Source organism: Terrilactibacillus tamarindi (assembly GCF_009718825.1).
GTDB lineage: Bacteria > Bacillota > Bacilli > Bacillales > Sporolactobacillaceae > Terrilactibacillus > Terrilactibacillus tamarindi.
On the sequence record NZ_WNHB01000016.1, the window covers coordinates 1 to 26,278 of the forward strand.

The window sequence follows — 26,278 nt, forward strand, 5'->3', positions numbered from 1 at the left end:
ATTCTATTCTATTCTATTCTATTCTATTCTATCTATTAGTACTTGTTCAAAAAGGTGACAAATTAGAAGCAAGAAGATAAGAGCGGCGCAGTTCCTGAGGACCGGCATTCCACAGGATGTGGTAGCTTCAACGTTACTCACAGGACGTGAGTGGTTTTAGTTGAAGATCCTCTTGGATAGCGCCGAGATTCGTAGCTTATCATTTGGTGGCTTTTTGAACATCCTCTTAGTATGAGTTCTAACTCGTCCCTTTTCCTCATACACTATATCAATCACTAGTCGTACTTTTAGATATATTGCTAAAGGAAGGGTGCATATGAGTCGTCTCAACGAAATTAAAAAGCGTCACCTAGATCGAAAAAAGATGAAGAGCGACATGAGACCTATAAGATTGAATGATCCTGTTGCATCAGGAAGGGTTCCTTATGGGAAAGAATGTCAAAAAACAGGTGAATCATATCCACTTTTTAAAACCAATCGCTTTTTATTCAAATGTATAGTGGCAGCTTTACTCATATTAGTAGCCATAATTTCAGAGAGATCGATGGATAGTCGATTTAATACCGTAAGAAGCGTGATGGAAAAATCATTTGCAAATGATTTTCAATTTACCGAAGTATCAAAATGGTATGAGTCCAAATTTGGACAACCATTAGCCTTTTTCCCAAGTCAGACGAAAACAGATAATCGGTCTGAACAAAAGACAACCAAGAGCACCAGTTCAAACGCTATTGCTTTCTCTCAACCTGTAGCTGGTGAGGTAAAAGAGCAGTTTTCAGATTTAAAACAAGGTATTTTAGTCCAAACAACCCCAAAATCAAAAGTTGAAGCAGTGAAAGATGGCATAGTGGTTTTTGTTGGAGAAAAAAAAGAAACCGGAAAAACCATTATTGTTCAACATCAAAATGGAGCTGAATCTTGGTATGGGCGGTTAAATAAAGTTCACGTAAAAATATATGATAATGTGAAGAAAGGGCAGGATCTTGGGATTGTCTCTGATGATACAAATGATAAACATGGTTCTTTCTATTTTGCACTGAAAGAAGACGGAAAATTTGTTGATCCAGCAACCTTATTTCAATGATGGCTATCATGCGCCATTTATTCTTAAAAATCAGGATTCATCCAGTTTTTTGGATAGTCGTTGGGATAGGCCTTTTTACAGGTCATTTTTGGGAAGTTTGTACCATCGTTTTTATTGTTTTTATTCATGAATGCGGTCATGGTATATCAGCCTTAATTTTTGGGTGGCATGTAGAATCCATTCAATTATTGCCCTTTGGCGGTGTTGCGAAAGTAGATAATCATGTCGATAAGCCGGCCTATCAGGAATTAATTGTGACCATTTCAGGTCCCATTCAGCATTTGTGGTTACCGTTAGTTTCTTATTTACTGCTCAATACGGGCGTTTGGAACTCTGAAAATCATCAACTTTTTTTGTTTTATAATAAAATGATTCTAGTATTTAACTTGTTACCAATATGGCCTTTAGATGGAGGAAAAATTTTGCGTATTATCTTGCAGAAATATCTTCCTTTTATGAAAGCTTATACATGGACCCTCCTCTTATCGTGTCTACAATTAGGTTGTTTATCGACATTTGTCCTTTTGAATTTCCCTTTCACATTAAATTACTTTGTTATAAGTGGTTTTATTTTAATTTCCATCTATCGGGATTGGATCGAGCGACGGTTTATCTTTATACGCTTTTTATTATCGAAATGGAACAATACGGTAGGAACGAAGAAAGTTCGTACACGGTATATACAAGGTAACCTGTCCATTGTAAAAGCTCTTCATCTTCTTTATAAAAGTTCGCAAAGTCGATACCGGATTATGGGTATGTCTCACAATGAAATAAACGAAATAGAGGAACGAGATATTTTAAATGCTTATTTTAATGGGCAATATAATGGTAAGACATTGAATGATATAAAAAACGGGGTGGTAACTTGAGTTGCCTCCTGTCTTTTTTTTTGAAATAATACTTACAGAATGTGTTCAAAAAGGTGAAAAGCAAGAAGACAAGAGCGGCGCCTCTTCGGATTGATGGGAGATTCATAAATGGAAACACATACATACACAATTGTGGTGGAAAATACTAAAGAATTTGAGAAATGGACGGTCCTTATTGATGATAACGTTCAAACGTTTTATTTGAAACCGAAGGATGCCACCGATCACATAGGGGATATTTTATTGGGACAGGTGACCAATATGGTCAAAGGGTTACAAGGCGTGTTTATTGAGTTAGGATCTCCCCAAAAGGGGTTTATTCACCAAAAAGATCTTCTTTATGATGTGAAGATGAATCCCTTGCAACAGGGGAATATTCAAAAAGGACAGAAAATGATTGTTCAAGTTGAAAAAGAAGCTGTTCGCAGTAAGGGCCCTAGACTAACCCAACATATTCAAATCCGCGGCGAGCATCTCATCTATTTACCTTATAGTCATTATATAGCTGTTTCACATCAACTCTCGATCGATCAAGGTGAAAAACTAAAATCATTTCTTCAAGACCAATGTCATGCCCCTGAAGGCGTCATTATACGGACATCTGCTGCTAATATAGAAAAAAGTGATCTCATCTGCGAGTTAGAAACCTTAAAGCAGAGGTGGATCGAACTGACGAAGACAATCGACATGGATCGTCTGGGGGCTATCCATAAAAAAGAGAATCAACTGCTTCAAGACATTATTTCTGAGCATCATATCTCAGGTATCATAAATCTATATACCGATCATCCGCAGAAAATAAGTGAAGCTATCCTACCAAAGGTCACTATTATCAGTAGAGGAAAAGTTGGGTTAGAGCAAAGAAGAATCATTGATAGGGCTTATGCGACGGCAATCAACCGAAAATTAGTTCTTCATTCAGGTGCTGTTTGTATCTTTGATTATACGGAGGCATTAACCATTATAGATATTAATTCAGCTGGCGTATCACCCAAGAGAAACTGGGAAGAAACAGCTTATGCTATTAACTTAGAGGCGGCAACTGAAATAGTAAATCAAATTAAATTGCGACAAATTGGTGGAATGATTCTTATCGATTTCATCCGTTTAACAAACGAAGATCATAAAAAAAAATTACTTCAATACGTTAAATCTTGTTTTCAAAATGATTTTATGACCACAAAAGTTCTTGGCTACTCTAACCTTGGGCTTATGGAACTTACAAGAAAGAAAAAGAGATATGGAATTCAAGATGCTGTCATAGAGAAGAAACATTAAAATAGATAATTGACAGTCTGCCCATACTATGGTAATCTATTTTGGTAGTGTTTAAAGGTAAAGGTCTGTCTTTTACTCATGACACCTACATGGAGCCCCCGCTCCAACCGCGCAAACGAGGTCTTATAAATGCATAAATAAAATGCTACCTTAGAGTTTGGCGAGTCTGAGATATTAGGAGGTGCAGAGATGTACGCAATTATTGAAACTGGTGGAAAACAATTTAAAGTTGAAGAAGGTCAAGTTCTTTACATTGAAAAACTTCAAGCTGAAGCTGGAGAAACGGTTACTTTTGACAAAGTTCTTTTCGTTGGTGGTGAAGATGTTAAAGTTGGTGCCCCAACAGTAGAAGGAGCTACAGTTACAGCAAAAGTTGATGCTCATGGCCGCAATAAAAAAGTTGTCGTTTTTAAATTCAAAAAAAGAAAAAATTATCGTAAAAAACAAGGCCATCGTCAACCTTTTACTAAAGTAACGATTGATAAAATTAATGCCTAGGAGTTTTCATTCGTGATTAAGGTAGATATCAAGCGTAACCATACAGGAGATATTTTATCCTTCACGATAAAAGGACATGCTGATAGCGGTCCTTATGGATATGATCTTGTCTGTGCGGGTGTTTCGGCTGTATCCTTTGGATCACTAAATGCCATCGAAGCTTTGACAGGAATTACTCCAGATATCCAAGACACTGAGAATGGTGGTTTTCTAAGTTGCCATTTTCCTGAAGATATTGATCAAGATGCTTGGATGAAGGTTCAACTTTTGTTAGAAGGCATGATTGTTTCTCTTAAAACGATTGAAGAATCCTACGGTCAACATATTCAAATTCATTCTTAAGGAGGTGCTTTTGCATGTTAAAATTAAATCTTCAATACTTTTCATCTAAAAAAGGTGTAGGTAGCACAAAAAACGGTCGTGACTCTATCTCAAAACGTCTTGGTGCTAAACGTGCCGATGGACAATTCGTTACAGGTGGATCTATTCTTTTCCGTCAACGCGGAACAAAAATTTATCCAGGCGTTAACGTAGGTCGTGGTGGAGATGACACTCTTTTTGCTAAAGTAGCTGGCGTTGTTAAATTTGAACGCGTTGGTCGTGACCGCAAACAAGTAAGTGTATATCCAGAAGTGAAAGAAGCATAAGCCCATTTCCATTATTATAATGTCAAATGGTAGGCAGTGGATGTTTTCCTTTATAACGGGATAATGCATCCACTGTTTTTTTATACATATTCGATCACACTTGGAAGAATATGTAGCAATGGTTATTCTAGCTATAGCTTATAAATAAATGAGACATGAAAGCCATAAGGGCTTAGTTTGCCTTAATAGATTGGAATATTCTAATTTTAATACGTGTTTATCTTAGAATAATGAATCTAAAATTATGTTAACGCATACACAATTTGATTTTCCTTTCTGTTATATTTATATTTACGATAAAAAAGTGATACCTTAGGGGATTTTGTGATGATTAACGAAAAGAAATTAATCGACTATTTTCGTCATATGCGGCACGATTGGTTAAATGATGTTCAACTCATTAAAGGCTACTTATCGCTTGAAAATTATCATGAAGTTGATCGAATCATCGATCAAATTATTACGAAAGCTAAAAATGAATCAAAATTATCGAATTTACAAGTTCCTATACTAACGACATATATCATGACATATAACTGGTTGGACCATCATCTTCATCTTTCTTTTCAAGTTATTGGGAGAAATGACAATGATTTATCAAAGTATGATCGTAAAATGGTCCAAGTCATAAAAAAGACGCTTCGTCAATTTGATAAACATGTTTTAAAATACAAGGACAATCGGATGTTTCTAACGTTCGATGTAAGTCAAAAAAAACCAATTATAATCTTTGATTTTACAGGCGAAATTGAGAATGTTAAGGTTATAGAGAATTCGATTCATTCATCCGAAATGTATGGTTTAGTTCGATTTGTTGAACATTATATCAATGAGACAAAAGCAAATATCGTTTTAGAATTAGAATAAATGAGGTGTTTCAATGTGTTTGTAGATCAAGTCAATATTTATGTTAAAGGTGGCGATGGCGGAAATGGCATGGTTGCTTTTAGGCGAGAAAAATATGTGCCAGATGGTGGACCCGCTGGTGGCGATGGCGGAAACGGAGCAGATGTGATCTTTCGTGTGGATGAAGGATTACGTACATTAATGGATTTTCGTTTTCAACGTCATTTTAAAGCACCAAGAGGAGAAAATGGCGCATCAAAAAATCAGCATGGTAGAAAAGCAAAACCAATGATCGTGAGAGTTCCACCGGGAACAATAGTGAAAGACAAAGCAACAGACAGCGTGATAGCTGATTTAATAGAACAAGGGGATGAAGCTGTTATAGCAAAAGGTGGCCGTGGCGGTCGTGGAAATACACGCTTTGCGACACCTAAAAATCCTGCTCCGTATATTGCCGAAAATGGAGAACCTGGTGAGGAACGGGAAATCCGTTTGGAATTAAAATTATTAGCGGACGTAGGCCTCGTTGGGTTTCCTAGTGTAGGAAAATCCACTCTATTATCGGTTGTATCCGCAGCCAAGCCGAAAATAGCCGCATACCATTTTACGACGATTAAGCCGAATCTCGGAGTGGTTTCCGTAAGTGAGACAGAAAGCTTTGTCATCGCTGATTTACCGGGATTAATTGAAGGAGCAAGCCAAGGGGCTGGCTTAGGACATCAATTTTTAAGACATATTGAACGAACACGTGTCATTGTGCATGTCATTGATATGTCTGCAAGTGAAGGCCGAGATCCTTACCAAGATTTTGTGAAAATTAATGATGAATTAAAAGAATATCAATGGCGCTTGCTAGATAGACCTCAAATTATAGCAGCCAATAAAATGGACATGCCAGAGAGTGAAGAGAACTTGGAAAAATTTAAATCTCAATTAAATGAAGATATTCCGATCTTTCCAATTTCATCTCTAACAAAAGCAGGCTTGGACAATTTACTTCATGCTGTATCTGAAGCTCTAAAAACGGCACCAGTCTTTCCTATATATGATGAAGAGGAAAACGAGAAAAAACGAGTGGTCTATAGGATGCAGGAAGAAGAAAAACCTTTTATTATTAATAGGGATGATAAAGGAACCTATGTGATCAGTGGTCCGAAAATTGAGAAGCTGTTTAAAATGACAGACTTTAGTCACGATGAAGCGATCAGGCGTTTTGCCCGTCAACTTAGAGGGATGGGCGTTGACGATGCTCTTCGTGAAAAGGGAATAGAAGATGGAGATATCGTACGTATTTTAGATTATGAGTTTGAATTTATGGATTAGAGGACTTGTACAATGAAAGAGAAGCAACAATTTTATTTAGTTCGTGAAGATGTTCTTTCCGAATCCATGCAAAAAGTGTTGCAAGTTAAGCAATTAATCGAAAGAAAGCAAGCTGAAAACGTAACGGAAGCGGTGAAGATGGTAGGTTTAAGTCGTAGCGCCTATTATAAATATCGTGATGGAATTTTTCCATTTCATCAAATTATGAAGGAAAATATTGTCACTTTATTAATTCATTTAGAAGATCAAAAAGGGAGTTTGACACAATTATTGGAAGTTGTTGCAAAAGCAGGGTGTAATATTTTAACGATCCATCAAACGATACCCTTACAAGGATCGGCTAATGTAACCTTATCACTTGATACGAGTGCTGTAGTTTGGAATTTTAATCAATTTATCGAAGAACTGAAGAACTTAGATTCTGTGGATCAAGTCAATATAATTGGCACAGGGGGCTACAATAAGTAACCCGCTTCTGCCAAAGCACTACATACAGTATTAAGAATGTCTTCGGTTGGAGCTTCAATCAAATGGAGATGAACGCCTTCTGTTAATGTTGATAGGAGAGGAGCGTTTGTCTCTTTTAATTTTTCTATAAAATGGGCTACTTCCAAACGGTTTTTTATCATTAGAGATCCAGTTAATTCACCGTAGATGGGATGATCAATGGTCACATTTTTTACAACGGCTCCACAATCAACCATAATGTTGAGTTCTTTTTGTGTATCTTCAAGCTGATGCTGACAAGCAATGACACGTTGTTTGGTTGTAGAATCGGATTGAGATAAAAAAAGATATCCTTGTGAGGTTGCAATGATGGGATGATTCTTGGCTTTAAGTAAAGAAATATCTTGAACAATTACTTGGCGACTGACATTCGTACGTTTGGCAAGTTCACTACCGGTTATCGGTTCACGATTAGATTTTAATAACCTTAATAAATAAGCTCTTCGATCAGAACCATTTTGTTTTACATGATCACGCATATAAACAACCCCTGAAACAATATAATGGAAAAGGATGCTCGAGGTGAGGAAGAAACATCATCGACTCACACGAACAAACACACTTTCATTATAAAGAAAACTTGCCGATTGGCAAGCCGTAGGCGCAGATAAAATCAGTGTAAAGAAAAATTGCCGATTGCGGGGCCAGCTCAAGACAGAGGCTTTAATGAAGATTTCTTTATTTGTGAAAGTGTGGCAATCTGCCCATGTACACATATAATGATAAATGAAATTTTCCTAGGAGGTATAGATGTCGTGAAAATTTATGTCGTGCAAAAAGGTGATACGCTAGCGATCATCGCTAAAAAACAAGGGACGACGATTGAAGATTTAAAAAAATTAAACCCTTCACTCAATGAGACTGATGAGCTTATTCCAGGTTCAAAAGTAAAAGTTCCTTTAGGTGTAAAAAAAGTAACCAAAGAAAAAGTTGAAGAAGTAGAAACACGTTCAGAAGTCCAACAAGGAAGCCAAACACAGCCTAGTATTGAAACAAGTCCCATAACAGAACAAAGCCCAACCAACCTAGCACCACCTTCATCTAGTCCTGCACCTAATCAATCGACAAATTATCCAATGCTTGAGCCTGATCAAGAGCAAGTACCAATGTATCAATGGCCAAATGTTTCGTCACCAGCTAATCAAGATATGCCTTCAACTAATCAAACAATGCCAGAACAATTATCAAATACAAATCAACTGCCTCAAACAAACCCGTTCTATACACAACCTGTTGATAATGAAATGTTATATCCATCAACAGAGGCTCCGAATGAGCCTAACCAAGGTCTTCCTAATACTTATCAAGAACCATCCTATCTTAGTGGTTGGAATGATGAAGCTAATGCAGCTCAAGTTTATCCAATTGGCTCAGAAGGTAACGATCAAGATAATTCAGTAAATTCGCCTAAATCAATAACTCAAGGTGCACCTTGGAATCTACCTTATCCAGCTCCATATCCTACGCCTTCTCCATTAATAAGTGGGATGAAACGGGGAGAATATTCTGGAACCCAATTAAGTCCAGGTCAACCAATGGAAAGTCCCATATCTTCAAGTCCAATGCCTACAATGCCTTCAACGGATGTAAGTCCTGCTAATCCAAGCAATGTAAGTCCGGCATATCAAGGTCCGACATCACCAAATCCAGGATATCCAAGCAGTGTAAGTCCAGCGTATCAAGGTCCGACATCACCAAATCCAGGATATCCAAGCAGTGTAAGTCCGGCATATCAAGGTCCGGCATCACCAAATCCAGGATATCCAAGCAGTGTAAGTCCAGCGTATCAGCCACCTATACCTCCAAAAGGAGGAAAACCAGGCAGTGTAAGTCCGACATATCAAGGTCCGACATCACCAAATCCGGGATATCCAAGCAGTGTAAGTCCGGCATATCAAGGTCCGACATCACCAAATCCAGGATATCCAAGCAGTGTAAGTCCAGCGTATCAGCCGCCTATACCTTCAAAAGGAGGAAAACCAGGCAGTGTAAGTCCGGCATATCAAGGTCCGACATCACCAAATCCAGGATATCCAAGCGGTGTGAGCCCAGCCTACCAGTCGCCTATGCCACCAAAAGGAGGAAAACCGGATAGTATAGGTCCAGGGTACCAAGGTCCGGCATCGCCAAATCCAGGATATCCAAGCGATGTAAGCCCGGCGTATCAAGGTCCAACATCACCAAATGCAGGATATCCAAGCGATGTAAGCCCGGCGTATCAAGGACCAGCATCGCCAAATTCTGGTTATCCAAGCGGTGTAAGCCCAGCATATCAAGGCCCGGCATCACCAAATCCAGGATATCCAAGCAGTGTAAGTCCAGCATATCAAGGCCCGGTAGCACCAAATCCAGGATATCCAAACGGTGTGAGCCCGGCCTACCAGTCGCCTATGCCACCAAAAGGAGGAAAACCAGGCAGTGCAGGTCCGGCTTATCAAGGTACGATGTCACCGTATCCAAGTCCTGATTTATATCGAGGATATGCTCAACCACAACGGCCCTGCGGATGTGGAGATCAAGGAATTAAACCGATTTTAACACCTTTTCCATCTTACCCCAATCAACAACCTTATTATGGGAAAGCAGACGCTAAGCCAGTAAGTCCTTCAAACGAAAGCAAAGAAACACAGTTAGCTGGTTCATATACCCATTGGGATGGTCAAACAAAATCTCCTGAAGAGCGATGGTATAGTTATGATAACCACTCAGAACAGCCTTTACAACCTTCTTTAACAAAGGATAGCGAAGATAAATCAAAAGAGTGACGATGCGAAATCGTCACTCTTTTTTTTGGTTTTCATTTGTTGATTGTGATAAACTAAGAAAGATGAAGAAGGGAGCGAAATCATTTGAATATTGAAAAAGCAATCGACAATACGATTTCTTGGCTTAGAGAAAAAGCAAACGAAGCCCATGTTGATGGCCTTCTTGTTGGAGTAAGTGGCGGTATCGATTCGGCAACAGTTACTCACTTAATCAAACGAGCTTTTCCAGAAAATAGTCTGGGTGTCATTATGCCTTGTAAAAGTAACCCTCAAGATAAAAAAGACGCCAAAGCAGTTATTGATAGTGCGGGTATCGATTTTATTGAAGTTGATTTAACTGAAACACATCAAGTACTCTTTAATCAAGTAAAAAAACAATTTGGCGAAAATTGGGATGAAACAAGAGCTAAATTAGGGGATGGAAATTTAAGAGCCCGTCTAAGAATGAGTACGTTATATACCGTTGCGTCTCAAAAAAATTATCTAGTCGTAGGAACTGATAATGCCGACGAATGGTATACGGGCTATTTCACAAAATTCGGTGATGGTGGTGTGGATCTTGTTCCTTTAGTTAACTTTACAAAAGGACAAGTTGGTCAAATGGCTAAAGAACTTGGTGTACCAGAATCCATTCTTAACAAAAAACCATCTGCAGGTTTATGGGAAGGACAAACAGATGAAAATGAAATGGGTACAACCTATAATATGATTGATGCTTACTTAGAAGGAAAAGAAATTCCTGAAAAAGATAAGAAAATAATTGAAGAAATGCATGCGAGAACAGAACATAAACGTTCACTTGCAGCGGCACCTCCTAAATTTTAACTATGTATCCTATCAATAACTGACTAAGATAATCCCCTTTTACACAAGATAGTGTGTGAAAGGGGGTATTTATTTAAAATGAAAAAAACGATTTTAACATTTTCTACAGCGTTAATGATGACGGGTGTACTTGCAGGGTGTGGAGCTAATAATGATCGTAACGCAGCCTTTGATAATAACGGGCGAAATAATATGCGAGATGTAGGGTATTACACAGATCGAAATGCTGACTACAACGATGTTACTAGACGAAACGGAAGAAATATGCAAAACACGGATAACTTTAATAACCGTGTAGCACGTGACAATAACCTTGGTTATAACAATAACGCTAATAATAACAACAATATGGCATATGACCCAACAAATGACCAAAGGGACGCTAGACAAATTGCACGAGCAGTTGGAAAAATTGACGGCGTTCGTAACGCAAATGTCGTGGTTTATAATAATGATGTGCTTATTGGTATTAATGCAGAGAACAATCGAAATTTAGGTAAATTACGTGAGCATGTATATGATAAAGCTAAATCAATTACACCGAATAAACGCGTAAGAGTTGCTACCGATCGTCGAACAGTTGATCGTATCACCAATGTCAATAATAGAATTTTGAATGATGGCGGTAATGTAACGAATGAAGTGGGCAATGATATTGCCGGTATTCTCAGTGATATAGGGAATGCTGTACAAAGACCATTTCAAAATAATGCAAGATAAGATAGACATAATCACAAAAAAAGGGCAAGGGCATTCCTTGCCCTTTTTTTATGGTTTAAATACATGTATAATATAATGGGTTCATCCTTCTAGAGATATCAACAATGGGGAGGTCAAAAAATGTCAGGACATTCCAAATGGAAAACCATTCAACATAAAAAAAATGCAAAAGATGCTAAGCGTGGAAAAATTTTTATGAAACTAGCCAAAGATATTTTTCTTGCAGCCAAAACGGGCGGAGGCGACCCGGAAATGAATGCATCTCTTAGATTAGCGGTAGAAAAGGCGAAAGCTGCTAACATGCCTAATGACAATATTTCCCGTGCAATTAAAAAAGCCACTGGGAACTTGGATGGTGTCACATACGAAGAAATTACGTACGAAGGGTATGGCCCAGGAGGGGTGGCTGTTATTGTAGAAGTTTTAACAGATAATAAAAACCGATCTGCTTCTGAGATCAGACATGCCTTCTCAAAAAATGGTGGTAATCTTGGTGAAACCGGTTGTGTCGGCTTTATGTTTGAAAAAAAAGGTGTCATCACCATTCTTGCATCTGATACTATAGATGAAGAGGAACTCATGCTTGACGCGATAGATGCAGGCGCTGATGAACTCGAAACAGAAGAAGAAGGTTTTGTGATTTTAACAAGCCCCGAAGCTTTTTCTGATGTGAAAAATGCCCTTCAAGAAAAAGGGTATTCAATTGAAGAAGCCGAAGTAACCAATATACCACAAACGACAACAACATTATCTGATGAGGATCAAGCGAAAATGGACCGTCTCATAGATATGCTTGAAAACAACGATGATGTGCAAGATATCTACCATAATTTAGAAGAAGAGTAAGTAATGGACATGTGAGGGCGATGGTTTGGGCCCTCTTATTTTTTTTGGACATGAAAGTTAAGCCGTTATCATGCTTGAGGCTTTTTATGGTATGATGGTGGTGAGACAATATAGCGTACTTCTTGTCTTTTTTTAATTCGTCAAGATTGAGGAGAAATAAATTGTTTGATTATATAATAGGGAAAATATCACATATTTCAAGCAAATGCATTGTCATTGAAACTCATGGAGTAGGCTATCAAGTTCTATGTGCCAATCCTTTTTTGTATCAAGATGTATTTGGTGAAGAAACCACGATTTTTACATATCATTACGTTCGAGAAGATTTGATGGCACTTTATGGATTTAAGAGTAGAGAAGAACGAGAACTTTTCATCCAACTGTTAAGTGTTTCAGGTATCGGGCCCAAAGGTGGACTCGCAATACTGGCATCAGGTCGGCCAGAAAGTATTATTCAAGCGATTGATTCAGAAAATGAATCCTATTTAACAAAATTCCCTGGCATTGGTAAAAAAACAGCAAGACAAATTATATTAGACTTAAAAGGCAAACTCGATCAAACGAAAACAGGCCTATTTAATGATCATGGTGTTCAAAACGATGGATTGGATGAAGCGTTAGAAGCTCTGAAAGCCTTGGGATACTCAGATAAAGAGGTTAAACGTGTTGTTCCAAAACTCAAAGATAAAGACTATACGGCCGAGCAATATATCAAAGAGGCATTGAAACTCATGCTAAATGGATAAGATAGGAGGGGGAAGCCTATGGATAACGATCGGATGGTTTCAAGTCGTACAATAGCCGATGATGAATTTGAAGAAACCACGATTCGTCCACATACATTAGAAAACTATATTGGTCAGGAACAGGTGAAAGCAAATTTACGCATCTTTATTCAAGCTGCAAAACAGCGAAGTGAACCACTTGATCACGTCTTATTATATGGTCCTCCTGGCCTTGGGAAAACCACTCTATCCATGATTATTGCAAACGAAATGGGGGTCAACATACGGACAACGTCTGGGCCAGCCATTGAAAGACCAGGAGATTTAGCGGCAGTATTATCGGCGCTTGAGCCAGGAGACGTCCTTTTCATTGATGAAATTCACCGTCTAAGCCGCCATGTAGAGGAAGTATTGTATCCTGCAATGGAGGACTTTTGCCTCGATATCATTTTAGGTAAAGGAGAAACGGCACATTCCGTTCGTGTCGATTTGCCACCATTTACTTTAGTTGGAGCAACAACAAGAGCGGGGGCTCTATCTCCGCCTTTACGAGATCGATTTGGTGTGATGAGTCGTTTGCAATTTTATGATGTGGATGAACTTGCACAAATACTGAAACGAACGGCGCAAGTGTTGAATACAGAGTTGGATGAACAAGCAGCTAGCGAAATGGCGAGACGTTCAAGAGGAACCCCGCGAATTGCGAATCGGTTACTTCGTCGTATCAGAGATTTTGCCCAAGTGGCAAATAAAGGAGTTATTGATCAAGAAGTGACGAAGAAAGGATTATCTCGCTTACAAGTTGATGATTTAGGTCTTGATCATGTTGATCATCAGTTACTATTAGGTATTATTGAAAAATTCAACGGTGGTCCAGTTGGACTCGATACGATTGCAGCGACAATTGGTGAGGAACGACATACGATTGAGGATGTGTATGAACCTTATTTACTTCAAATTGGTTTTATTCAAAGGACACCAAGAGGTCGTATAGTGACAAATGCTGGCTATCATCATTTTAATTTAGAAAGAAAGGGATAGGTAAATGAGTTCTGTAGGGAAAATGTTGATGGTTGTTGGTGCCATTCTCTTTCTCATTGGACTTCTCTGGAGATTTATTGGAAAACTCCCAGGGGATATCGTTTTAAAAAAAGGAAATACAGTCTTCTTTTTTCCGATAGTAACATCTATTATCCTTAGTATTGGAATATCCCTCCTTCTTTATATTGTCAATGTCTTTTTTAAAAGATAGGCCATCGGTTCTCTTGATCGTAGAATCTGTTAATAAACATAAATGGACGGTCTTTAATTGTTTAATTTTCGAAAGAGAGTGTGTTTTAAATTATGGATGTTTCATCATTTGATTATGAATTACCTGAAGAATTAATTGCTCAAACCCCATTAAAAGATCGAGCAGCTTCTCGATTAATGGTACTAAATCCAAATCAACAATCGATCCAACATCATTATTTTTCAGATATCCTCGATTATCTTAATCCAGGAGATTGTCTCGTACTAAATGATACTCGAGTCCTTCCGGCACGCCTTATTGGTCAAAAAAAAGAGACAGGGGCTCATATCGAGGTTTTGTTATTAAAGCAAGTTGAGGGAGATACGTGGGAATGTCTTGTCAAACCAGCGAAACGTGTTCACCTTGATGTTGCTGTATCCTTTGGTGATGGGAAGTTAGAAGCCGTATGTACAAAGGAATTAGATGAAGGTCGACGTCTGATGACCTTTTCGTATGAAGGTGTATTTTATGAAATTCTCGACGAACTTGGGAAGATGCCGCTCCCCCCTTATATAAGGGAAACATTAGAAGACAGTGAACGCTACCAAACGGTCTATGCAAAACATCGAGGTTCAGCAGCAGCACCTACCGCAGGACTTCATTTTACAGAAGAACTTCTCGAAAAAATAAAAGAAAAAGGTGTTAACATTGCCTATATAACACTACATGTTGGCCTTGGGACGTTTAGACCTGTAAAAGTAGACCACATTGAAGAACATAAGATGCATGCTGAATTCTATCAAATGTCAGAGGAAACAGCTAAGCTGCTAAAACAAACGAGAGCATCGGGTCATCGAATTATCGCCGTAGGTACAACAGTTATACGGACGTTAGAAACAATTACAGCTAAATTTGATGGGACCTTTCAAGCAGATTCAGGTTGGACGGATATTTTTATTTATCCTGGTTATACTTATCTTGCGATTGATGGCATGATTACAAACTTCCATTTACCAAAATCGACTTTGGTCATGCTTGTTAGTGCGTTTGCGGGACGAGATTTTATTTTACACGCGTATCAAGTCGCCGTCAAAGAAAGATACCGTTTCTTCAGCTTTGGAGATGCGATGTTTATTACAGAAGGGATTAGGAAAGTATGAGTGCTGTAACTTATGAGTTGATTAAGGTTTGTAAGCAATCTGGGGCGAGACTTGGAAAATTGCATACACCACATGGTACATTTGATACACCGATGTTTATGCCAGTTGGAACTCTAGCAACTGTTAAAACAATGAGCCCGGAAGAACTAAAAGAGATGGGAGCAGGTGTCATCTTAAGTAATACCTATCATCTTTGGCTACGGCCAGGTGAAGATATTGTTGAAGAAGCGGGTGGGCTTCATCAATTTATGAATTGGGACCAAGGTATATTAACGGATTCTGGTGGATTTCAAGTTTTTAGTTTGAGTGATTTACGAGAAATAAAAGAAGAAGGCGTTCATTTTCGTAACCACTTAAATGGCGAAAAACTTTTCTTAAGTCCTGAAAAATCCATTGCTATTCAGAATTCATTAGGATCAGATATTATGATGGCATTTGATGAATGTCCCCCATACCCAGCAACCTATGATTATATGAAAGATTCTGTTGAACGGACAAGCAGGTGGGCTGAAAGATGCCTTACAGCCAATGAAAATCCAGAAAGACAAGCTTTATTTGGAATTGTACAGGGTGGGGAGTTTGAAGCCCTACGTAAACAATCTGCATCTGAACTTACGTCTCTTGATTTTCCTGGTTATGCAATTGGTGGTTTATCTGTTGGGGAACCTAAAGACATTATGAATCGTATACTTGAATATACCACTCCATTATTGCCTTCAGATAAGCCGCGTTATCTTATGGGGGTTGGATCGCCTGACTCACTGATAGACGGGGCTATACGAGGAATTGATATGTTTGATTGCGTTTTACCGACGCGTATTGCACGTAACGGGACTTGTATGACAAGCGAGGGTCGACTTGTTATTCGAAATGCTAAATATGCAAGAGATTTTACACCGCTCGATCACAACTGTGATTGCCATGTTTGTAAAACGTATACAAGAGCGTATATCAGACACCTGGTAAAGGCAAACGAAACATTTGGATTTCGTTTAACCTCTTACCATAACCTCTATTTTCTGATAAAATTAATGGAGCGTGTACGCGCTGCTATTTGGGAAGATCGCCTGCTTGATTTTAAAGAGGAGTTCTTTGAATCATACGGCTTTAATAAACCAAATGCCAAAAACTTTTGATACATAAGGAGGAAACAAGACCATGCCTACACAAGTTATTATGTTAATAGTGTTTGTTGCGATTTTCTATTTCTTGTTAATCAGACCACAGATGAAACGAACAAAAGAAACGCGTCAAATGCAATCAAGTTTACAAAAAGGGGACAAAATTGTAACGATTGGTGGCTTACATGGGACGATCGATTCCATTACGGATGCTGAAATCGTACTTAAAGCAGGAAATGCACGTCTCACATTCGACCGTGGAGCTATTCGTGACGTTTCTAAATCAACAGCTAAGAAAGAAGTTGTTGAAAAAGTCGAAGATAAATCTGAAGAGTAATGTAAAAGGGCTGCCTATCGAAAAGTCGATAAAGGCAGCCCCTTTTTTTATTAAGTAAAACTACAATCAGTGGGGGTTTCATCATCCCCATTAATCAGGCTCATGCGCGCCGTTACCCACCGTCTAGAAAGGCTCGTTTATACTCAATACTTTGGGGTGGGGGTTTCGGCTCGCCGCTCATCTCTGAACCATAATTGAGCAACTTCGAACCATAATTGAGCCACTTCGAAGAGAAATTGCGCCACTCTGAACCATAATTGAGCAACTTCGAGAGGAATTGCGCCACTCCAGACATGAATTGCGCCGCTTTAGATATGACTGGATCAATTGAAGTTATTTTTTATAGCTGCGCGAGAAAAAATTCACTCCTATAATTCCACCAATGGTTGACGCAATAATATTTTCACCATAATAGAGAAATTTACCCGCCCACCCCGTGTGATTATATCCAAGAAACTGGATTAAAAGGACGAGCACACAATAAGTAACCCCTGTGACAACACCAATAATCAAGCCTTTTTCCTGCATTTTTGTCCCTGCAATAACGCCGCCAACAAATAAAGCTGCAAATGAAATTATCATGGGCGCCATTGAAATAGATTCTTCTGTAGCCGATGTAAATCTAAGTATAGACGATAAACCTAAGGTGCAAAATAGGATAACAATGAATGATCCAATGGTTCCATAGCTAGCGGCTGTAATAAAACGTTTTGACATTTAACTTCACCTCGAAAACATGTTTTATTACATCTTATTTCGAGCTTGTCATAAATAGAATCTTAAACAAATATTAATTTGGACAAAATGTTTCAAGACAAAATGCGTACATGAATCACTCACAACTTGCTCATACTAATCTTTGAACCTAATCGAGTTATAAGAAAGGAGATCTAACATGCCTACAATCATTTTAAGAACTGTTTTTATGTTTATAATGATCGCCATAGTGATTCGTTTTTCAGGTAAAAAACAGTTAAAAGATTGTTCGTTGTTGGATCTCGTCATGGTTTTAATGGTTACAGAACTTGCTATCATATCCATAACAAACCCATTACAACCTCTTCTCACGATGATTGCACCTATTTTTATCATCATTCTTTTACGTAGTGTGATCCTTTTCGTTTTCTCAAAAAAAGTAAGTTTTAAAGAAGCTGTTCTAGTTGATCATGGAGAAGTTAATTCAAAAGAACTTTCACGCCAGAAAATGACGTTTGATGATTTAATGACTCAATTGCAACGTCATAATATCAGAAACATTCAAGATGTTGAATTTGCTATACTTGAACCAAATGGTCAATTGTCGATCACGCCAAATTCACGTCAATCATCCAATAAACAGCAAGATACAATGCCTTTTCCTCTTATTATCAACGGAAAAGTTCAAGAGGACAATTTGAAAAAGATTCATCAGACCTCTTTATGGCTCAGGCAAGAACTTAGAAAACTCGGTTACAGAGATATAAAGGAAATAGCCTATCTAGTGATGGATGATAAAGGGACTTTTTATATGGATCTTAATCACGATTAATCTTCAATTTTAATCCATTTGCCGATGATAGGCAGGTTGGATAACTCTTCTCTTGAAATAAGCTCCAGCCAAAACGCCAATAAGAGATAAAAAGCAAATACAATAAAGATCAAGGTTAATGTGCGTGGTAGCATGGCCCAATCTGTAAAAACGGAATTTAACAGGTAAGTTGCCAGCATTCCAGACGCAATAATAATCGACATTTCCTTGACGAAATCCATTATTTCAAGTGAAAAACCAATGACTTTGATGACTGTAGCCAAATGCAGTAAAGTAACAAGAAGCATACTAATCACTATCCCTAGTGCAACCCCATTAATGCCAAACTCGGGTTTTGATGCAAGGGCCCAAATCATCACAAGCTTAACAACCGCACCTAAAAAGCTATTAATTAATGCGGCCCTGGCAAGATTCAAGGCTTGTAAGACAGCTTGGAGAGGTCCCTGAAGGTAAAAAACAATGAAAAAGGGTGCCATGAGATAGACATAGTGGCTCGACCCAGGTGAATGATACAAAAGTGCCATGAGTGGTTCAGCAAATACATAACAAATAACAATTGAAATGCCTCCGGATAGCATCGACATTTTTAAAGCCTGATTCAATCTGAAATGAATAATATGGTAATTTTTTTTAGCATGTTCCTCGCTAATGGTCGGAATTAATGACACATAGAGAGCATGGGTGATAAAACTTGGTAATGTTAAAAAAGGAATTACGTAACCTGCCAGCTCTCCATATTGCTTCGTTGCGACCACCGTGGACACTCCTGCTATAAGTAAACTTTGAGCTGTAATAATTGGATCTAGAAAACTTGAGATGGAACCAATAAGTCGACTTCCCATAGATGGTAATGCGATATCCATCAGCTCTCGACAAGTTTTTTTTCCACTTTTTAATGTTTTCATATAATCTAACTTTATTGGTTTGCCAATACTTTTTTTAAACATGGAAAGCATATAAAGAAGTGAGATGAATTCGCCAATAACACCTGAAATCATCGCACCACCCGCCGCATACTCGATTCCATACGGCATTAACATGGTCGCTAGAAAAGCGACAAGAGAAATACGGACAATTTGTTCTATCACTTCTGAAAAAGCAAACGGCGTCATATGACGCATTCCTTGAAAGTAACCTCTTAAAACTGAAGCTATACCCACTATTGGAATAACGGGGCTAATGGCAATTAGTGGATACAAGGTACGTGAGTCAGTAAAGACGGTATGTGAAAGCAATGGTCCAAGAATAACCATGACGGTAGCAAGTACGATAGAAAGAACGGTTACGATGGTAAACGAAACGACTAGGATTCGTTTTATTTTCTTCTTATCTCCGAGTACATCTGCTTCTGCTACCATTTTTGAAATAGCAACAGGGAGTCCCAATTGAGTGAGTGTCACAGTTAATAAAAGGGTTGGATAAGCCATCATATAAATTCCAACGCCTTCATTCCCAATAACGCGAGAGAGGACAATTTTATTTATCATTCCAAGAATTTTCGTCACCAAACCTGCTAGCATGAGTATAAATGAACCTTTTAAGAAGGATTGTTTTGACATACTTTTCCCGCCTTTACATAGTGATCCCATCATTGATTGTGTCTATTAATAAGATATATATGCAAAAGGGTGGACAAAGCATGACAAGCATTGTTTGTTAAGTTGAAACTTCCATCAGTGGGGGATTCTTTCAACCCCTCACTGATGGTTAGCTGAACCAATCGGACCTTTATCGGCGGTTGATTCCCCGGCTATCCTCATTGAATACTCAGAATCCTGAGGTAGGGGTCTTTACATACTGTTAAGGCGGGATAGTTTTCCCTTATGTTCCCTATTTTCTGTTTTATTAACACGTCGTATTATGCTATGATAGGTTTTATGGGAGTGATAGAGCGATGTCTGAGAACTTTAATTATGTCGAGATGCGTGATTACATAGAACCATTTCTTAGAAGTAAGCATGAGGAATTTCAATTATTAGGAATAGAACGTTTATCAATAGATGATCTATGGGACTTTGTTCTTTTTACAATTGAAAAGAAAAAAGCGGACAAGCCCTCAAGACTATATCAATTGGTCAATCATGTGATGTCTTTGTCTGTAAATGATTACATGAATAAACTACGTGTCGATATGTTTAAAGGAACAGAGATCCAATTGACTGATGATTTATTTTCGTCATTTAATTAATTGGCAATGTTAATTTTTAACATTATTTTATAACATGGCCAATGTACACAAAAAAGGGTATAAGATGGTTTATTGAGAAGGGAGTAAGTGCAGCATGGTTAAAAAAGGAAGGATCATTTCCTTTTTTGTAATTCTAGTCGTATTAGCCATAATTATTGGGTTTACAGCTAAGCCTATTGTCAATAATATGAAACTTGGACTAGATTTAAAAGGCGGTTTTGAAGTTCTTTATCAAGTAAAACCATTAAAACAAGGGGATAAAATAACGCCTGATACATTACATAATGCGGTTACCGCCATTGAAAAAAGGATTAATGTGATTGGTGTTAGTGAGCCAAGTATCTCAATTGAAGGCAATGACCGTATTCGTGTGCAGTTGCCAGGCGTTAAAGATGAAAAAAGTGCAAGAAAATTGTTATCAACAACAGCCAACCTCACATTTAGAGATTCAAATGACAAATTGATGATTGATGGATCGGAACTAGAACCTGGAAAAGCAAAAATGGAATTTCATAGTACGACCAACGAGCCCATTGTTACGTTGCAATTGAAGAGTTCTAAAAAAATGGAACAAGTCACACGTACAATAATGAAAAAACCCATGCCGGATAATGTTCTTGTCATTTGGCTCGACTGGCACAAAGGTCAGACTTATAAAGCTGAATCAAAGAAGGCAAAACCTGCTTATATTTCTGCCCCCTCAGTTAATGAAGAACTAGGAAAAAATGTAATGATCCAAGGTGATTTCACTACTCAAGAAGCTAAAAATTTAGCAGAACTTTTAAATGCAGGCTCATTACCTGTTAAAATGGATGAAATTTATTCACAATCGGTAGGCGCACAATTTGGAAAAAATTCCATGGTTGAAACCCTGTATGGAGGAACAATCGGGGTAGCGATTATTTTCCTTTTCATGCTTGTTTTTTACCGTTTTGGCGGGTTAATAGCTAATATTACCTTGTGTGTTTATATTTATGTCGTTATCGCTATTTTCGTCGGACTTCAAGCTGTATTAACGTTACCGGGTATAGCGGCGTTGATCCTGGGGATAGGGATGGCTGTTGATGCCAATATCATTACTCTAGAGCGGATTAAGGATGAACTTCGGAGCGGGAAAAGTGTCTTATCTGCGTTTAGAGCGGGGAATCACCGTTCGTTTAGTACGGTTCTAGATGCCAACTTAACAACCATTATTGCTGCTGCTGTGTTATTCGTATTTGGAACAAGTGCGGTTAGAGGTTTCGCTATTATGCTGATCATCAGTAATGTTGTTACTTTTATTACTTCAGTATTTGGCGCTAGATGGCTATTAGGTCTATGGGTTCATGGACGTGCATTAGATAAAAAACCAGGATTACTCGGTGTAAAAAAGGGTGATGTTCATGATTCTTAAACATTTTGATTTTATTAAACACCGCAACATATTTTTCACGATATCCATTGTTATAACGCTACTCGGGATTCTTTCCTTGTTTATATTTAAATTAAATTTAAGCATTGATTTTACAAGTGGAACACGGATTGATGTAACAGCTAACCAAGCGTTATCAACGACAAAAGTTGAACAAACATTTACAGATTTGGGTTATCATACTGAACAAACGGTTCAATCCGGACAAAATAATCGAGTCACAACCATTCGTTTAAACAGGGAATTAAACCGGACACAATCAGCAACCATTAGCGATCGCTTAAAACAAGACTTTGGGAATGTGGATGTTAGTATGAGTACTGTCTCACCTCAAGTCGGACGTGATCTTGCGAAAAAAGCGCTATATGCAGTGATAATAGCTTCGTTGTTCATTATTGCCTATGTATGGATCCGCTTTGAATTTTTACAAGGCTTAACGGCGGTCATTGCCTTATTACATGATGCCTTCTTTATTATTACGGTATTTAGTTTATTGCACATTGAAGTGAATATCTTGTTTATTTCAGCTGTGTTAACCATCATTGGTTATTCCATCAATGATACGATTGTTACATTTGACCGTGTACGTGAAAATGTAAAGTTAAGTAAGAAAAGACTGACGACACTTAGCGACTTTGGCCATATTGTCAACCAAAGTATTCACCAAACCATTACCCGATCAATTAACACGGTATTAACGGTTCTTTTCCCGGTTATTACTTTACTGATTTTTGGTAGTGAATCGATTCGTACCTTTACAATTGCTTTATTTATTGGACTTCTTTGTGGCGTGTATTCTTCAATCTTTATTGCCTGTCCGCTATGGGCCGTGCTTAAAGTGAAGCATCTTGCAAGAAGAAAGAAAAAAAGAACCGTTCAACCTCAAGCCTAAATAAAAAAGCTTATGAACAAAAAGGCGGCATCTATTTTACCGCTTTTTTGTTTTGTTTTTCTGTTTTAGCAGACATTGGATTAGGTATAAATTAAATAAACCATACCTATTCCACGTTTAATTGTCTGTTTAGAGATATCTGTGTTTGATACGAATCAGCAAACTATTTCGATTTAACTATCATAAAATACGAAAAGGTCGTGTTACAATGAATAAACAATGGCGAATTCTGTTTGCATTAATTCTTGTCTTAATTATCACCCTCTTGTCAGTTGCAAATGTTGATCCTGTTTCTGTAAACTATCTATTTGGTATGGTTGACTTACCATTGATTGTTGTGATCATAGTATCTTTACTTATTGGGGCATTACTTGTTGGCATCATCAGTTCTCTTCGAATTATTCAATTGCAAAAAAAGATTCGCCAGTTAAAGAATAGGTCCTATTTATCTCAAGAAAAGACGGATGAACCAGTCAAGGATCAAGAAGATTAAGAACGGTTCACGCGTAAAATACAGTTTTTAACAATCCCTTTTAATATAGTTATTTACGAATCTTGATATTTGGAAGTAAAGGTGGATGAAAACGTGCTTATTTCACGTGCAAAATGGAATACCAAAACAATCGATATAGTCAAAGCAAATAAGCTTGCTAATGAATTACATGTACCTGAGATTATTGGACAGTTGTTATTTGCTCGTGGAATGACGGAAGTCGATGCAGCAAAACGATTTCTAGAAAATCCAGCTTCAATGTACCATGATCCATTCTTGATGAACGGCATGAAAGAAGCTGTTGATCGAATCCATCAATCCATTAAAGAAGAAGAGTCTATTTTAGTCTTTGGTGACTATGACGCCGATGGGGTGACCTCAACAGCCCTTTTGGTTCGAGGCTTGAAAAATTTAGGGGCTCATGTTTCGTATTATGTACCTGATCGTTTTCGAGAAGGTTATGGACCGAATAAACCGGCTATCGAAAAAGCTGCTAAAGATGGAATCAAACTAATTATTACGGTAGATACAGGAATTGCGGCTCATGATGAAGCTGTCTTTGCAAAATCACTTGGTCTTGATTATATCGTCACAGACCATCATGAACCTCCAGAAAATTTACCTGAAGCCTATTGTATTCTTAATCCTAAAAAAACAATGTGTACTTATCCTTTTTCGTCGCTTGCAGGCGTTGGGGTGGCTTTAAAACTTGTTCATGGGCTATATGGACGACTTCCAGAGAAGTTGCTTAGTTTGGCAGCTATTGGAACGGTTAGTGATCTTGTTCCATTAACCGATGAAAATCGATGGATTGTTAAAGAAGGAATTAAACAGATCAATGGCGGCACATTTCATGGGATCGAGTCTCTCAGGTCAATCTGTGGGTTTGAAGATGGATGTGATAGTGATAGTATTGGTTTTGGCATTGGGCCAAGGTTAAATGCGGCTGGTCGAATGGCACATGCCAAAATAGCCGTTGAACTATTGCTTTCAGATAATCCAAGTGAGGCAGATAAGCTGGCCCATGAATTAGATGAATTAAATATCGAAAGAAAGGCAGCCGTTGATGAAATTACGGTTCAGGCAGAAATAGAGGCCATTAAGCAGCAGGCAAAACATCAACAGGTTTTTGTCATAGCAGGAAAAGGCTGGCATGAAGGTGTGATTGGTATTGCTGCATCAAGAATGGTAGAGCAATTCTACCGTCCAACTCTAGTCCTTAGTATGGATGAAACAACAGGATTAGCAAAAGGATCAGCGCGAAGTATTCCTGGCTTTAATCTGTTTGAAGCGCTAAGTTCATGTGGTGACCTCTTTGAAAAATTTGGTGGTCATGAAATGGCGGCAGGGATGACGATCCAAATTAGCCGAATAAATGAATTAAGGCATCAATTAAACAATTATTCAGAACAAGTTTTAACAAGTGATATGTTACTTCCACAAGTAGACATTGATTGTAGGCTTCAAGTTGAGGATATTAACCTCGACTTAATAACATGGATCAATAAACTAAGTCCATTTGGTGTGAGTAACCCCAAACCTTTTTTTCAACTTGAGCAAACGAAACTATCACAATTGAGGACCATTGGTAAGGCAAAAAATCATTTAAAATGTGTTTTTAATGGAGTCGAGGCAAATCTAGATGGAATTGGTTTTGGGTTAGGCGGGATTTCGACTGAAATCTCACCAATAGCCAATGTGTCTGCCATCGGTGAATTAACAATTAATGAGTGGAACGGGTTTAGAAAACCACAGTTTATGATTCGTGACATGAAGATTGATGAATGGCAACTGTTTGATTGGCGTAATGAACAACGACTCCATCAACGGCTTCAGGAATTACCAGCTGAAAAGCGCATCTGTTTGGTTTTTAATAAAAAGTCAATAAATGAAGTTGGCTTGCAGGATTATGCAGAAGATATTATAACAATAACCGATATATTAGCCGAGAAAGAGACTACATCGAAAAAAGGGAAGTACTTAGTCTTACTCGACCTTCCTGACAGCCTAAAGCAAATGGAAGAATTAGTCCTTTGGGCAAAAGGCGTGGAAAGAATTTATGCTGTTTTCCATCATAAAGAGGAACATTATTTTTCAGCTTTACCGTCGCGTGATCAGTTTAAATGGCTATATGCTTATATCAGTCAAGAAGAACGTTTTCCATTGAATGGAACGATAGAACGAGTGGCAAAATATAAAGGATGGTCCGTTTCTACATTGAAATTCATGATAAACGTGTTTTGTGATTTAGATTTTGTTAGAATAGAACAAGGAATCCTAACTATAAACAAGGAACCTCAAAAAAAACCTCTAACGGAGTCTAAATATTATCAACGTAATAGTGAACAAATCAAAGTAGAAGAACTCTTTAGCTATTCTTCATATCTATCGTTAAAAGAGTGGTTTGATAATAAACTTTATCAAGATAGTTCCGAAAAGGAGACCATAAAAATATGAATTATAGGGATTATATTGCAATTGTTAAAGATTTTCCTAAAGAAGGCATTGTTTTCAAAGATATTACCCCGTTGCTTCAAGATGGCCCAGCTTATCAATCCGCTATTGAAGAATTCACTAATTACGCTAATCGTTTACATGCGGATGTCATCGTTGGACCAGAAGCAAGAGGATTTGTTGTAGGGTGTCCAATTGCGACGTCACTCAAGATTGGCTTTGTACCAGTAAGAAAAAAAGGGAAACTGCCTCGGGAAACAGTTGAAGCTACATATGGGAAAGAATACGGTGAAGATGTGTTATGTCTTCATCGAGACGCGATAAAGCCTGGCCAAAAAGTGGTTATTGCTGACGATTTATTAGCAACAGGTGGCACCATCTCAGCAACGATTGAACTTGTAGAGAAATTGGGTGGTATTGTTGTCGGTCTTTGCTTTTTAATTGAATTAACCGATTTAAACGGCAGAGAAAAGCTTCAAAACTATGAAATATTTACTTTAATGGAAAATTAAGATTGTAAAGCAAAA

The 26,278-nt window shown here is 38.0% G+C and carries 27 protein-coding genes, 1 pseudogene and 1 other annotated feature; of the genes and pseudogenes, 25 read left to right on the forward strand and 3 right to left on the reverse strand.

Annotated elements, in window-relative coordinates; all coding sequences use genetic code 11:
• Positions 1 to 316 precede the first annotated feature (316 nt).
• The 9 genes from GMB86_RS10390 to GMB86_RS10430 all read left to right on the forward strand — a co-directional run bounded on the left by GMB86_RS10390 (position 317) and on the right by GMB86_RS10430 (position 7,016).
• Positions 317 to 1,084, forward strand: coding sequence for a M23 family metallopeptidase (locus tag GMB86_RS10390; RefSeq protein WP_155219484.1), 768 nt, complete (start codon positions 317 to 319; stop codon positions 1,082 to 1,084).
• Entirely contained in the window at positions 1,084 to 1,956 is an 873-nt protein-coding gene (locus GMB86_RS10395) for a M50 family metallopeptidase (RefSeq protein WP_230459083.1), read from the forward strand. The genes GMB86_RS10390 and GMB86_RS10395 overlap by 1 nt, the downstream gene beginning before the upstream one ends.
• A gap of 108 nt (positions 1,957 to 2,064) precedes the next feature.
• On the forward strand, positions 2,065 to 3,234 hold the full coding sequence (locus GMB86_RS10400; protein ID WP_155219489.1) for a ribonuclease E/G: 1,170 nt from the start codon (positions 2,065 to 2,067) through the stop codon (positions 3,232 to 3,234).
• Between the two features lie 95 nt (positions 3,235 to 3,329).
• Positions 3,330 to 3,412, forward strand: a sequence feature (ribosomal protein L21 leader region).
• A gap of 11 nt (positions 3,413 to 3,423) precedes the next feature.
• Complete coding sequence (gene rplU / locus GMB86_RS10405) at positions 3,424 to 3,732, forward strand: 50S ribosomal protein L21 (RefSeq protein ID WP_155219491.1); 309 nt, start codon at positions 3,424 to 3,426, stop codon at positions 3,730 to 3,732.
• A 12-nt stretch (positions 3,733 to 3,744) separates the two neighbouring features.
• A complete protein-coding gene (locus tag GMB86_RS10410; RefSeq protein ID WP_329602874.1) occupies positions 3,745 to 4,074 on the forward strand; it encodes a ribosomal-processing cysteine protease Prp in 330 nt (109 codons plus the stop codon).
• 14 nt (positions 4,075 to 4,088) lie between these two features.
• Positions 4,089 to 4,379, forward strand: a complete 291-nt coding sequence (rpmA, locus tag GMB86_RS10415; protein ID WP_155219494.1) for a 50S ribosomal protein L27 — start codon at positions 4,089 to 4,091, stop codon at positions 4,377 to 4,379.
• A gap of 327 nt (positions 4,380 to 4,706) precedes the next feature.
• Positions 4,707 to 5,246: a Spo0B C-terminal domain-containing protein gene (locus GMB86_RS10420; protein ID WP_155219497.1), complete on the forward strand. Its 540-nt coding sequence runs from the start codon at positions 4,707 to 4,709 to the stop codon at positions 5,244 to 5,246.
• Between the two features lie 15 nt (positions 5,247 to 5,261).
• A complete protein-coding gene (gene obgE / locus GMB86_RS10425; RefSeq protein WP_329602875.1) occupies positions 5,262 to 6,548 on the forward strand; it encodes a GTPase ObgE in 1,287 nt (428 codons plus the stop codon).
• Between the two features lie 12 nt (positions 6,549 to 6,560).
• Positions 6,561 to 7,016 (forward strand): ACT domain-containing protein, encoded by a 456-nt coding sequence (locus GMB86_RS10430; RefSeq protein WP_155219503.1) that lies wholly within the window; start codon positions 6,561 to 6,563, stop codon positions 7,014 to 7,016.
• Here GMB86_RS10430 and GMB86_RS10435 read toward each other — a convergent pair.
• Positions 7,004 to 7,534: a transcription repressor NadR gene (locus GMB86_RS10435; RefSeq protein WP_155219506.1), complete on the reverse strand. Its 531-nt coding sequence runs from the start codon at positions 7,532 to 7,534 to the stop codon at positions 7,004 to 7,006. The genes GMB86_RS10430 and GMB86_RS10435 overlap by 13 nt on opposite strands.
• A 276-nt stretch (positions 7,535 to 7,810) precedes the next feature.
• Here GMB86_RS10435 and GMB86_RS10440 point away from each other — a divergent pair, with 276 nt between their 5' ends.
• The 10 genes from GMB86_RS10440 to yajC all read left to right on the forward strand — a co-directional run bounded on the left by GMB86_RS10440 (position 7,811) and on the right by yajC (position 16,785).
• Complete coding sequence (locus GMB86_RS10440; protein ID WP_196220193.1) at positions 7,811 to 9,820, forward strand: LysM peptidoglycan-binding domain-containing protein; 2,010 nt, start codon at positions 7,811 to 7,813, stop codon at positions 9,818 to 9,820.
• A gap of 90 nt (positions 9,821 to 9,910) precedes the next feature.
• On the forward strand, positions 9,911 to 10,645 hold the full coding sequence (gene nadE, locus GMB86_RS10445) for an NAD(+) synthase (protein ID WP_329602880.1): 735 nt from the start codon (positions 9,911 to 9,913) through the stop codon (positions 10,643 to 10,645).
• A gap of 51 nt (positions 10,646 to 10,696) precedes the next feature.
• Positions 10,697 to 11,365, forward strand: coding sequence for a YhcN/YlaJ family sporulation lipoprotein (locus tag GMB86_RS10450; RefSeq protein WP_196220194.1), 669 nt, complete (start codon positions 10,697 to 10,699; stop codon positions 11,363 to 11,365).
• 120 nt (positions 11,366 to 11,485) lie between these two features.
• Positions 11,486 to 12,211, forward strand: coding sequence for a YebC/PmpR family DNA-binding transcriptional regulator (locus tag GMB86_RS10455; RefSeq protein WP_155219518.1), 726 nt, complete (start codon positions 11,486 to 11,488; stop codon positions 12,209 to 12,211).
• 161 nt (positions 12,212 to 12,372) lie between these two features.
• Positions 12,373 to 12,957, forward strand: a complete 585-nt coding sequence (ruvA, locus tag GMB86_RS10460; RefSeq protein WP_155219521.1) for a Holliday junction branch migration protein RuvA — start codon at positions 12,373 to 12,375, stop codon at positions 12,955 to 12,957.
• Between the two features lie 33 nt (positions 12,958 to 12,990).
• A complete protein-coding gene (gene ruvB, locus GMB86_RS10465; protein WP_408033837.1) occupies positions 12,991 to 13,977 on the forward strand; it encodes a Holliday junction branch migration DNA helicase RuvB in 987 nt (328 codons plus the stop codon).
• 4 nt (positions 13,978 to 13,981) lie between these two features.
• On the forward strand, positions 13,982 to 14,188 hold the full coding sequence (locus GMB86_RS10470; protein ID WP_155219527.1) for a DUF2905 domain-containing protein: 207 nt from the start codon (positions 13,982 to 13,984) through the stop codon (positions 14,186 to 14,188).
• Positions 14,189 to 14,280: 92 nt separating this feature from the next.
• Positions 14,281 to 15,327 carry a tRNA preQ1(34) S-adenosylmethionine ribosyltransferase-isomerase QueA gene (gene queA, locus GMB86_RS10475; protein ID WP_155219529.1) on the forward strand — a complete coding sequence of 349 codons (1,047 nt, stop codon included), beginning with the start codon at positions 14,281 to 14,283 and terminating at the stop codon, positions 15,325 to 15,327.
• The gene (tgt, locus tag GMB86_RS10480) at positions 15,324 to 16,463 is read left to right on the forward strand and encodes a tRNA guanosine(34) transglycosylase Tgt (RefSeq protein ID WP_155219532.1); all 1,140 of its coding nucleotides are present in this window, start codon (positions 15,324 to 15,326) and stop codon (positions 16,461 to 16,463) included. The genes queA and tgt overlap by 4 nt, the downstream gene beginning before the upstream one ends.
• Before the next feature lie 22 nt (positions 16,464 to 16,485).
• A complete protein-coding gene (yajC, locus tag GMB86_RS10485) occupies positions 16,486 to 16,785 on the forward strand; it encodes a preprotein translocase subunit YajC (protein ID WP_155219534.1) in 300 nt (99 codons plus the stop codon).
• Positions 16,786 to 17,118: 333 nt separating this feature from the next.
• On the opposite strand, the gene GMB86_RS10490 is transcribed toward yajC, so the two are convergent.
• Positions 17,119 to 17,502: a TIGR04086 family membrane protein gene (locus GMB86_RS10490; RefSeq protein WP_155219537.1), complete on the reverse strand. Its 384-nt coding sequence runs from the start codon at positions 17,500 to 17,502 to the stop codon at positions 17,119 to 17,121.
• 178 nt (positions 17,503 to 17,680) lie between these two features.
• Between GMB86_RS10490 and GMB86_RS10495 the strand changes: the two genes are divergently transcribed.
• Positions 17,681 to 18,313, forward strand: a complete 633-nt coding sequence (locus GMB86_RS10495) for a YetF domain-containing protein (RefSeq protein WP_155219540.1) — start codon at positions 17,681 to 17,683, stop codon at positions 18,311 to 18,313.
• On the opposite strand, the gene spoVB is transcribed toward GMB86_RS10495, so the two are convergent.
• Positions 18,310 to 19,872 carry a stage V sporulation protein B gene (gene spoVB, locus GMB86_RS10500; RefSeq protein ID WP_155219543.1) on the reverse strand — a complete coding sequence of 521 codons (1,563 nt, stop codon included), beginning with the start codon at positions 19,870 to 19,872 and terminating at the stop codon, positions 18,310 to 18,312. The genes GMB86_RS10495 and spoVB overlap by 4 nt on opposite strands.
• A gap of 335 nt (positions 19,873 to 20,207) precedes the next feature.
• Between spoVB and GMB86_RS10505 the strand changes: the two genes are divergently transcribed.
• The 5 genes and pseudogenes from GMB86_RS10505 (at position 20,208) to GMB86_RS10525 (ending at position 26,263) form a co-directional block, all read left to right on the forward strand.
• The gene (locus GMB86_RS10505) at positions 20,208 to 20,501 is read left to right on the forward strand and encodes a post-transcriptional regulator (protein ID WP_155219546.1); all 294 of its coding nucleotides are present in this window, start codon (positions 20,208 to 20,210) and stop codon (positions 20,499 to 20,501) included.
• 94 nt (positions 20,502 to 20,595) lie between these two features.
• Positions 20,596 to 22,804 (forward strand): annotated as a pseudogene (secD, locus tag GMB86_RS10510) (protein translocase subunit SecD).
• 208 nt (positions 22,805 to 23,012) lie between these two features.
• Entirely contained in the window at positions 23,013 to 23,297 is a 285-nt protein-coding gene (locus GMB86_RS10515) for a LapA family protein (protein WP_155219547.1), read from the forward strand.
• Positions 23,298 to 23,390: 93 nt separating this feature from the next.
• Positions 23,391 to 25,754 carry a single-stranded-DNA-specific exonuclease RecJ gene (gene recJ, locus GMB86_RS10520; RefSeq protein WP_155219550.1) on the forward strand — a complete coding sequence of 788 codons (2,364 nt, stop codon included), beginning with the start codon at positions 23,391 to 23,393 and terminating at the stop codon, positions 25,752 to 25,754.
• A complete protein-coding gene (locus tag GMB86_RS10525) occupies positions 25,751 to 26,263 on the forward strand; it encodes an adenine phosphoribosyltransferase (RefSeq protein WP_155219553.1) in 513 nt (170 codons plus the stop codon). The genes recJ and GMB86_RS10525 overlap by 4 nt, the downstream gene beginning before the upstream one ends.
• Positions 26,264 to 26,278: the final 15 nt, after the last annotated feature.

Bases quoted from the DNA above. Each gene is read 5' to 3' on its own strand.
- GMB86_RS10390 (WP_155219484.1), top strand. From the start codon at position 317: ATGAGTCGTCTCAACGAAATTAAAAAGCGTCACCTAGATCGAAAAAAG.
- yajC (WP_155219534.1), top strand. From the start codon at position 16,486: ATGCCTACACAAGTTATTATGTTAATAGTGTTTGTTGCGATTTTCTAT.
- GMB86_RS10470 (WP_155219527.1), top strand. From the start codon at position 13,982: ATGAGTTCTGTAGGGAAAATGTTGATGGTTGTTGGTGCCATTCTCTTT.
- GMB86_RS10435 (WP_155219506.1), bottom strand. From the start codon at position 7,534: ATGCGTGATCATGTAAAACAAAATGGTTCTGATCGAAGAGCTTATTTA.
- GMB86_RS10455 (WP_155219518.1), top strand. From the start codon at position 11,486: ATGTCAGGACATTCCAAATGGAAAACCATTCAACATAAAAAAAATGCA.
- GMB86_RS10525 (WP_155219553.1), top strand. From the start codon at position 25,751: ATGAATTATAGGGATTATATTGCAATTGTTAAAGATTTTCCTAAAGAA.
- GMB86_RS10490 (WP_155219537.1), bottom strand. From the start codon at position 17,502: ATGTCAAAACGTTTTATTACAGCCGCTAGCTATGGAACCATTGGATCA.
- queA (WP_155219529.1), top strand. From the start codon at position 14,281: ATGGATGTTTCATCATTTGATTATGAATTACCTGAAGAATTAATTGCT.
- spoVB (WP_155219543.1), bottom strand. From the start codon at position 19,872: ATGTCAAAACAATCCTTCTTAAAAGGTTCATTTATACTCATGCTAGCA.
- ruvB (WP_408033837.1), top strand. From the start codon at position 12,991: ATGGTTTCAAGTCGTACAATAGCCGATGATGAATTTGAAGAAACCACG.
- tgt (WP_155219532.1), top strand. From the start codon at position 15,324: ATGAGTGCTGTAACTTATGAGTTGATTAAGGTTTGTAAGCAATCTGGG.
- GMB86_RS10430 (WP_155219503.1), top strand. From the start codon at position 6,561: ATGAAAGAGAAGCAACAATTTTATTTAGTTCGTGAAGATGTTCTTTCC.
- GMB86_RS10395 (WP_230459083.1), top strand. From the start codon at position 1,084: ATGGCTATCATGCGCCATTTATTCTTAAAAATCAGGATTCATCCAGTT.
- GMB86_RS10495 (WP_155219540.1), top strand. From the start codon at position 17,681: ATGCCTACAATCATTTTAAGAACTGTTTTTATGTTTATAATGATCGCC.
- rpmA (WP_155219494.1), top strand. From the start codon at position 4,089: ATGTTAAAATTAAATCTTCAATACTTTTCATCTAAAAAAGGTGTAGGT.
- GMB86_RS10515 (WP_155219547.1), top strand. From the start codon at position 23,013: ATGAATAAACAATGGCGAATTCTGTTTGCATTAATTCTTGTCTTAATT.
- GMB86_RS10420 (WP_155219497.1), top strand. From the start codon at position 4,707: ATGATTAACGAAAAGAAATTAATCGACTATTTTCGTCATATGCGGCAC.
- GMB86_RS10400 (WP_155219489.1), top strand. From the start codon at position 2,065: ATGGAAACACATACATACACAATTGTGGTGGAAAATACTAAAGAATTT.
- rplU (WP_155219491.1), top strand. From the start codon at position 3,424: ATGTACGCAATTATTGAAACTGGTGGAAAACAATTTAAAGTTGAAGAA.
- GMB86_RS10505 (WP_155219546.1), top strand. From the start codon at position 20,208: ATGTCTGAGAACTTTAATTATGTCGAGATGCGTGATTACATAGAACCA.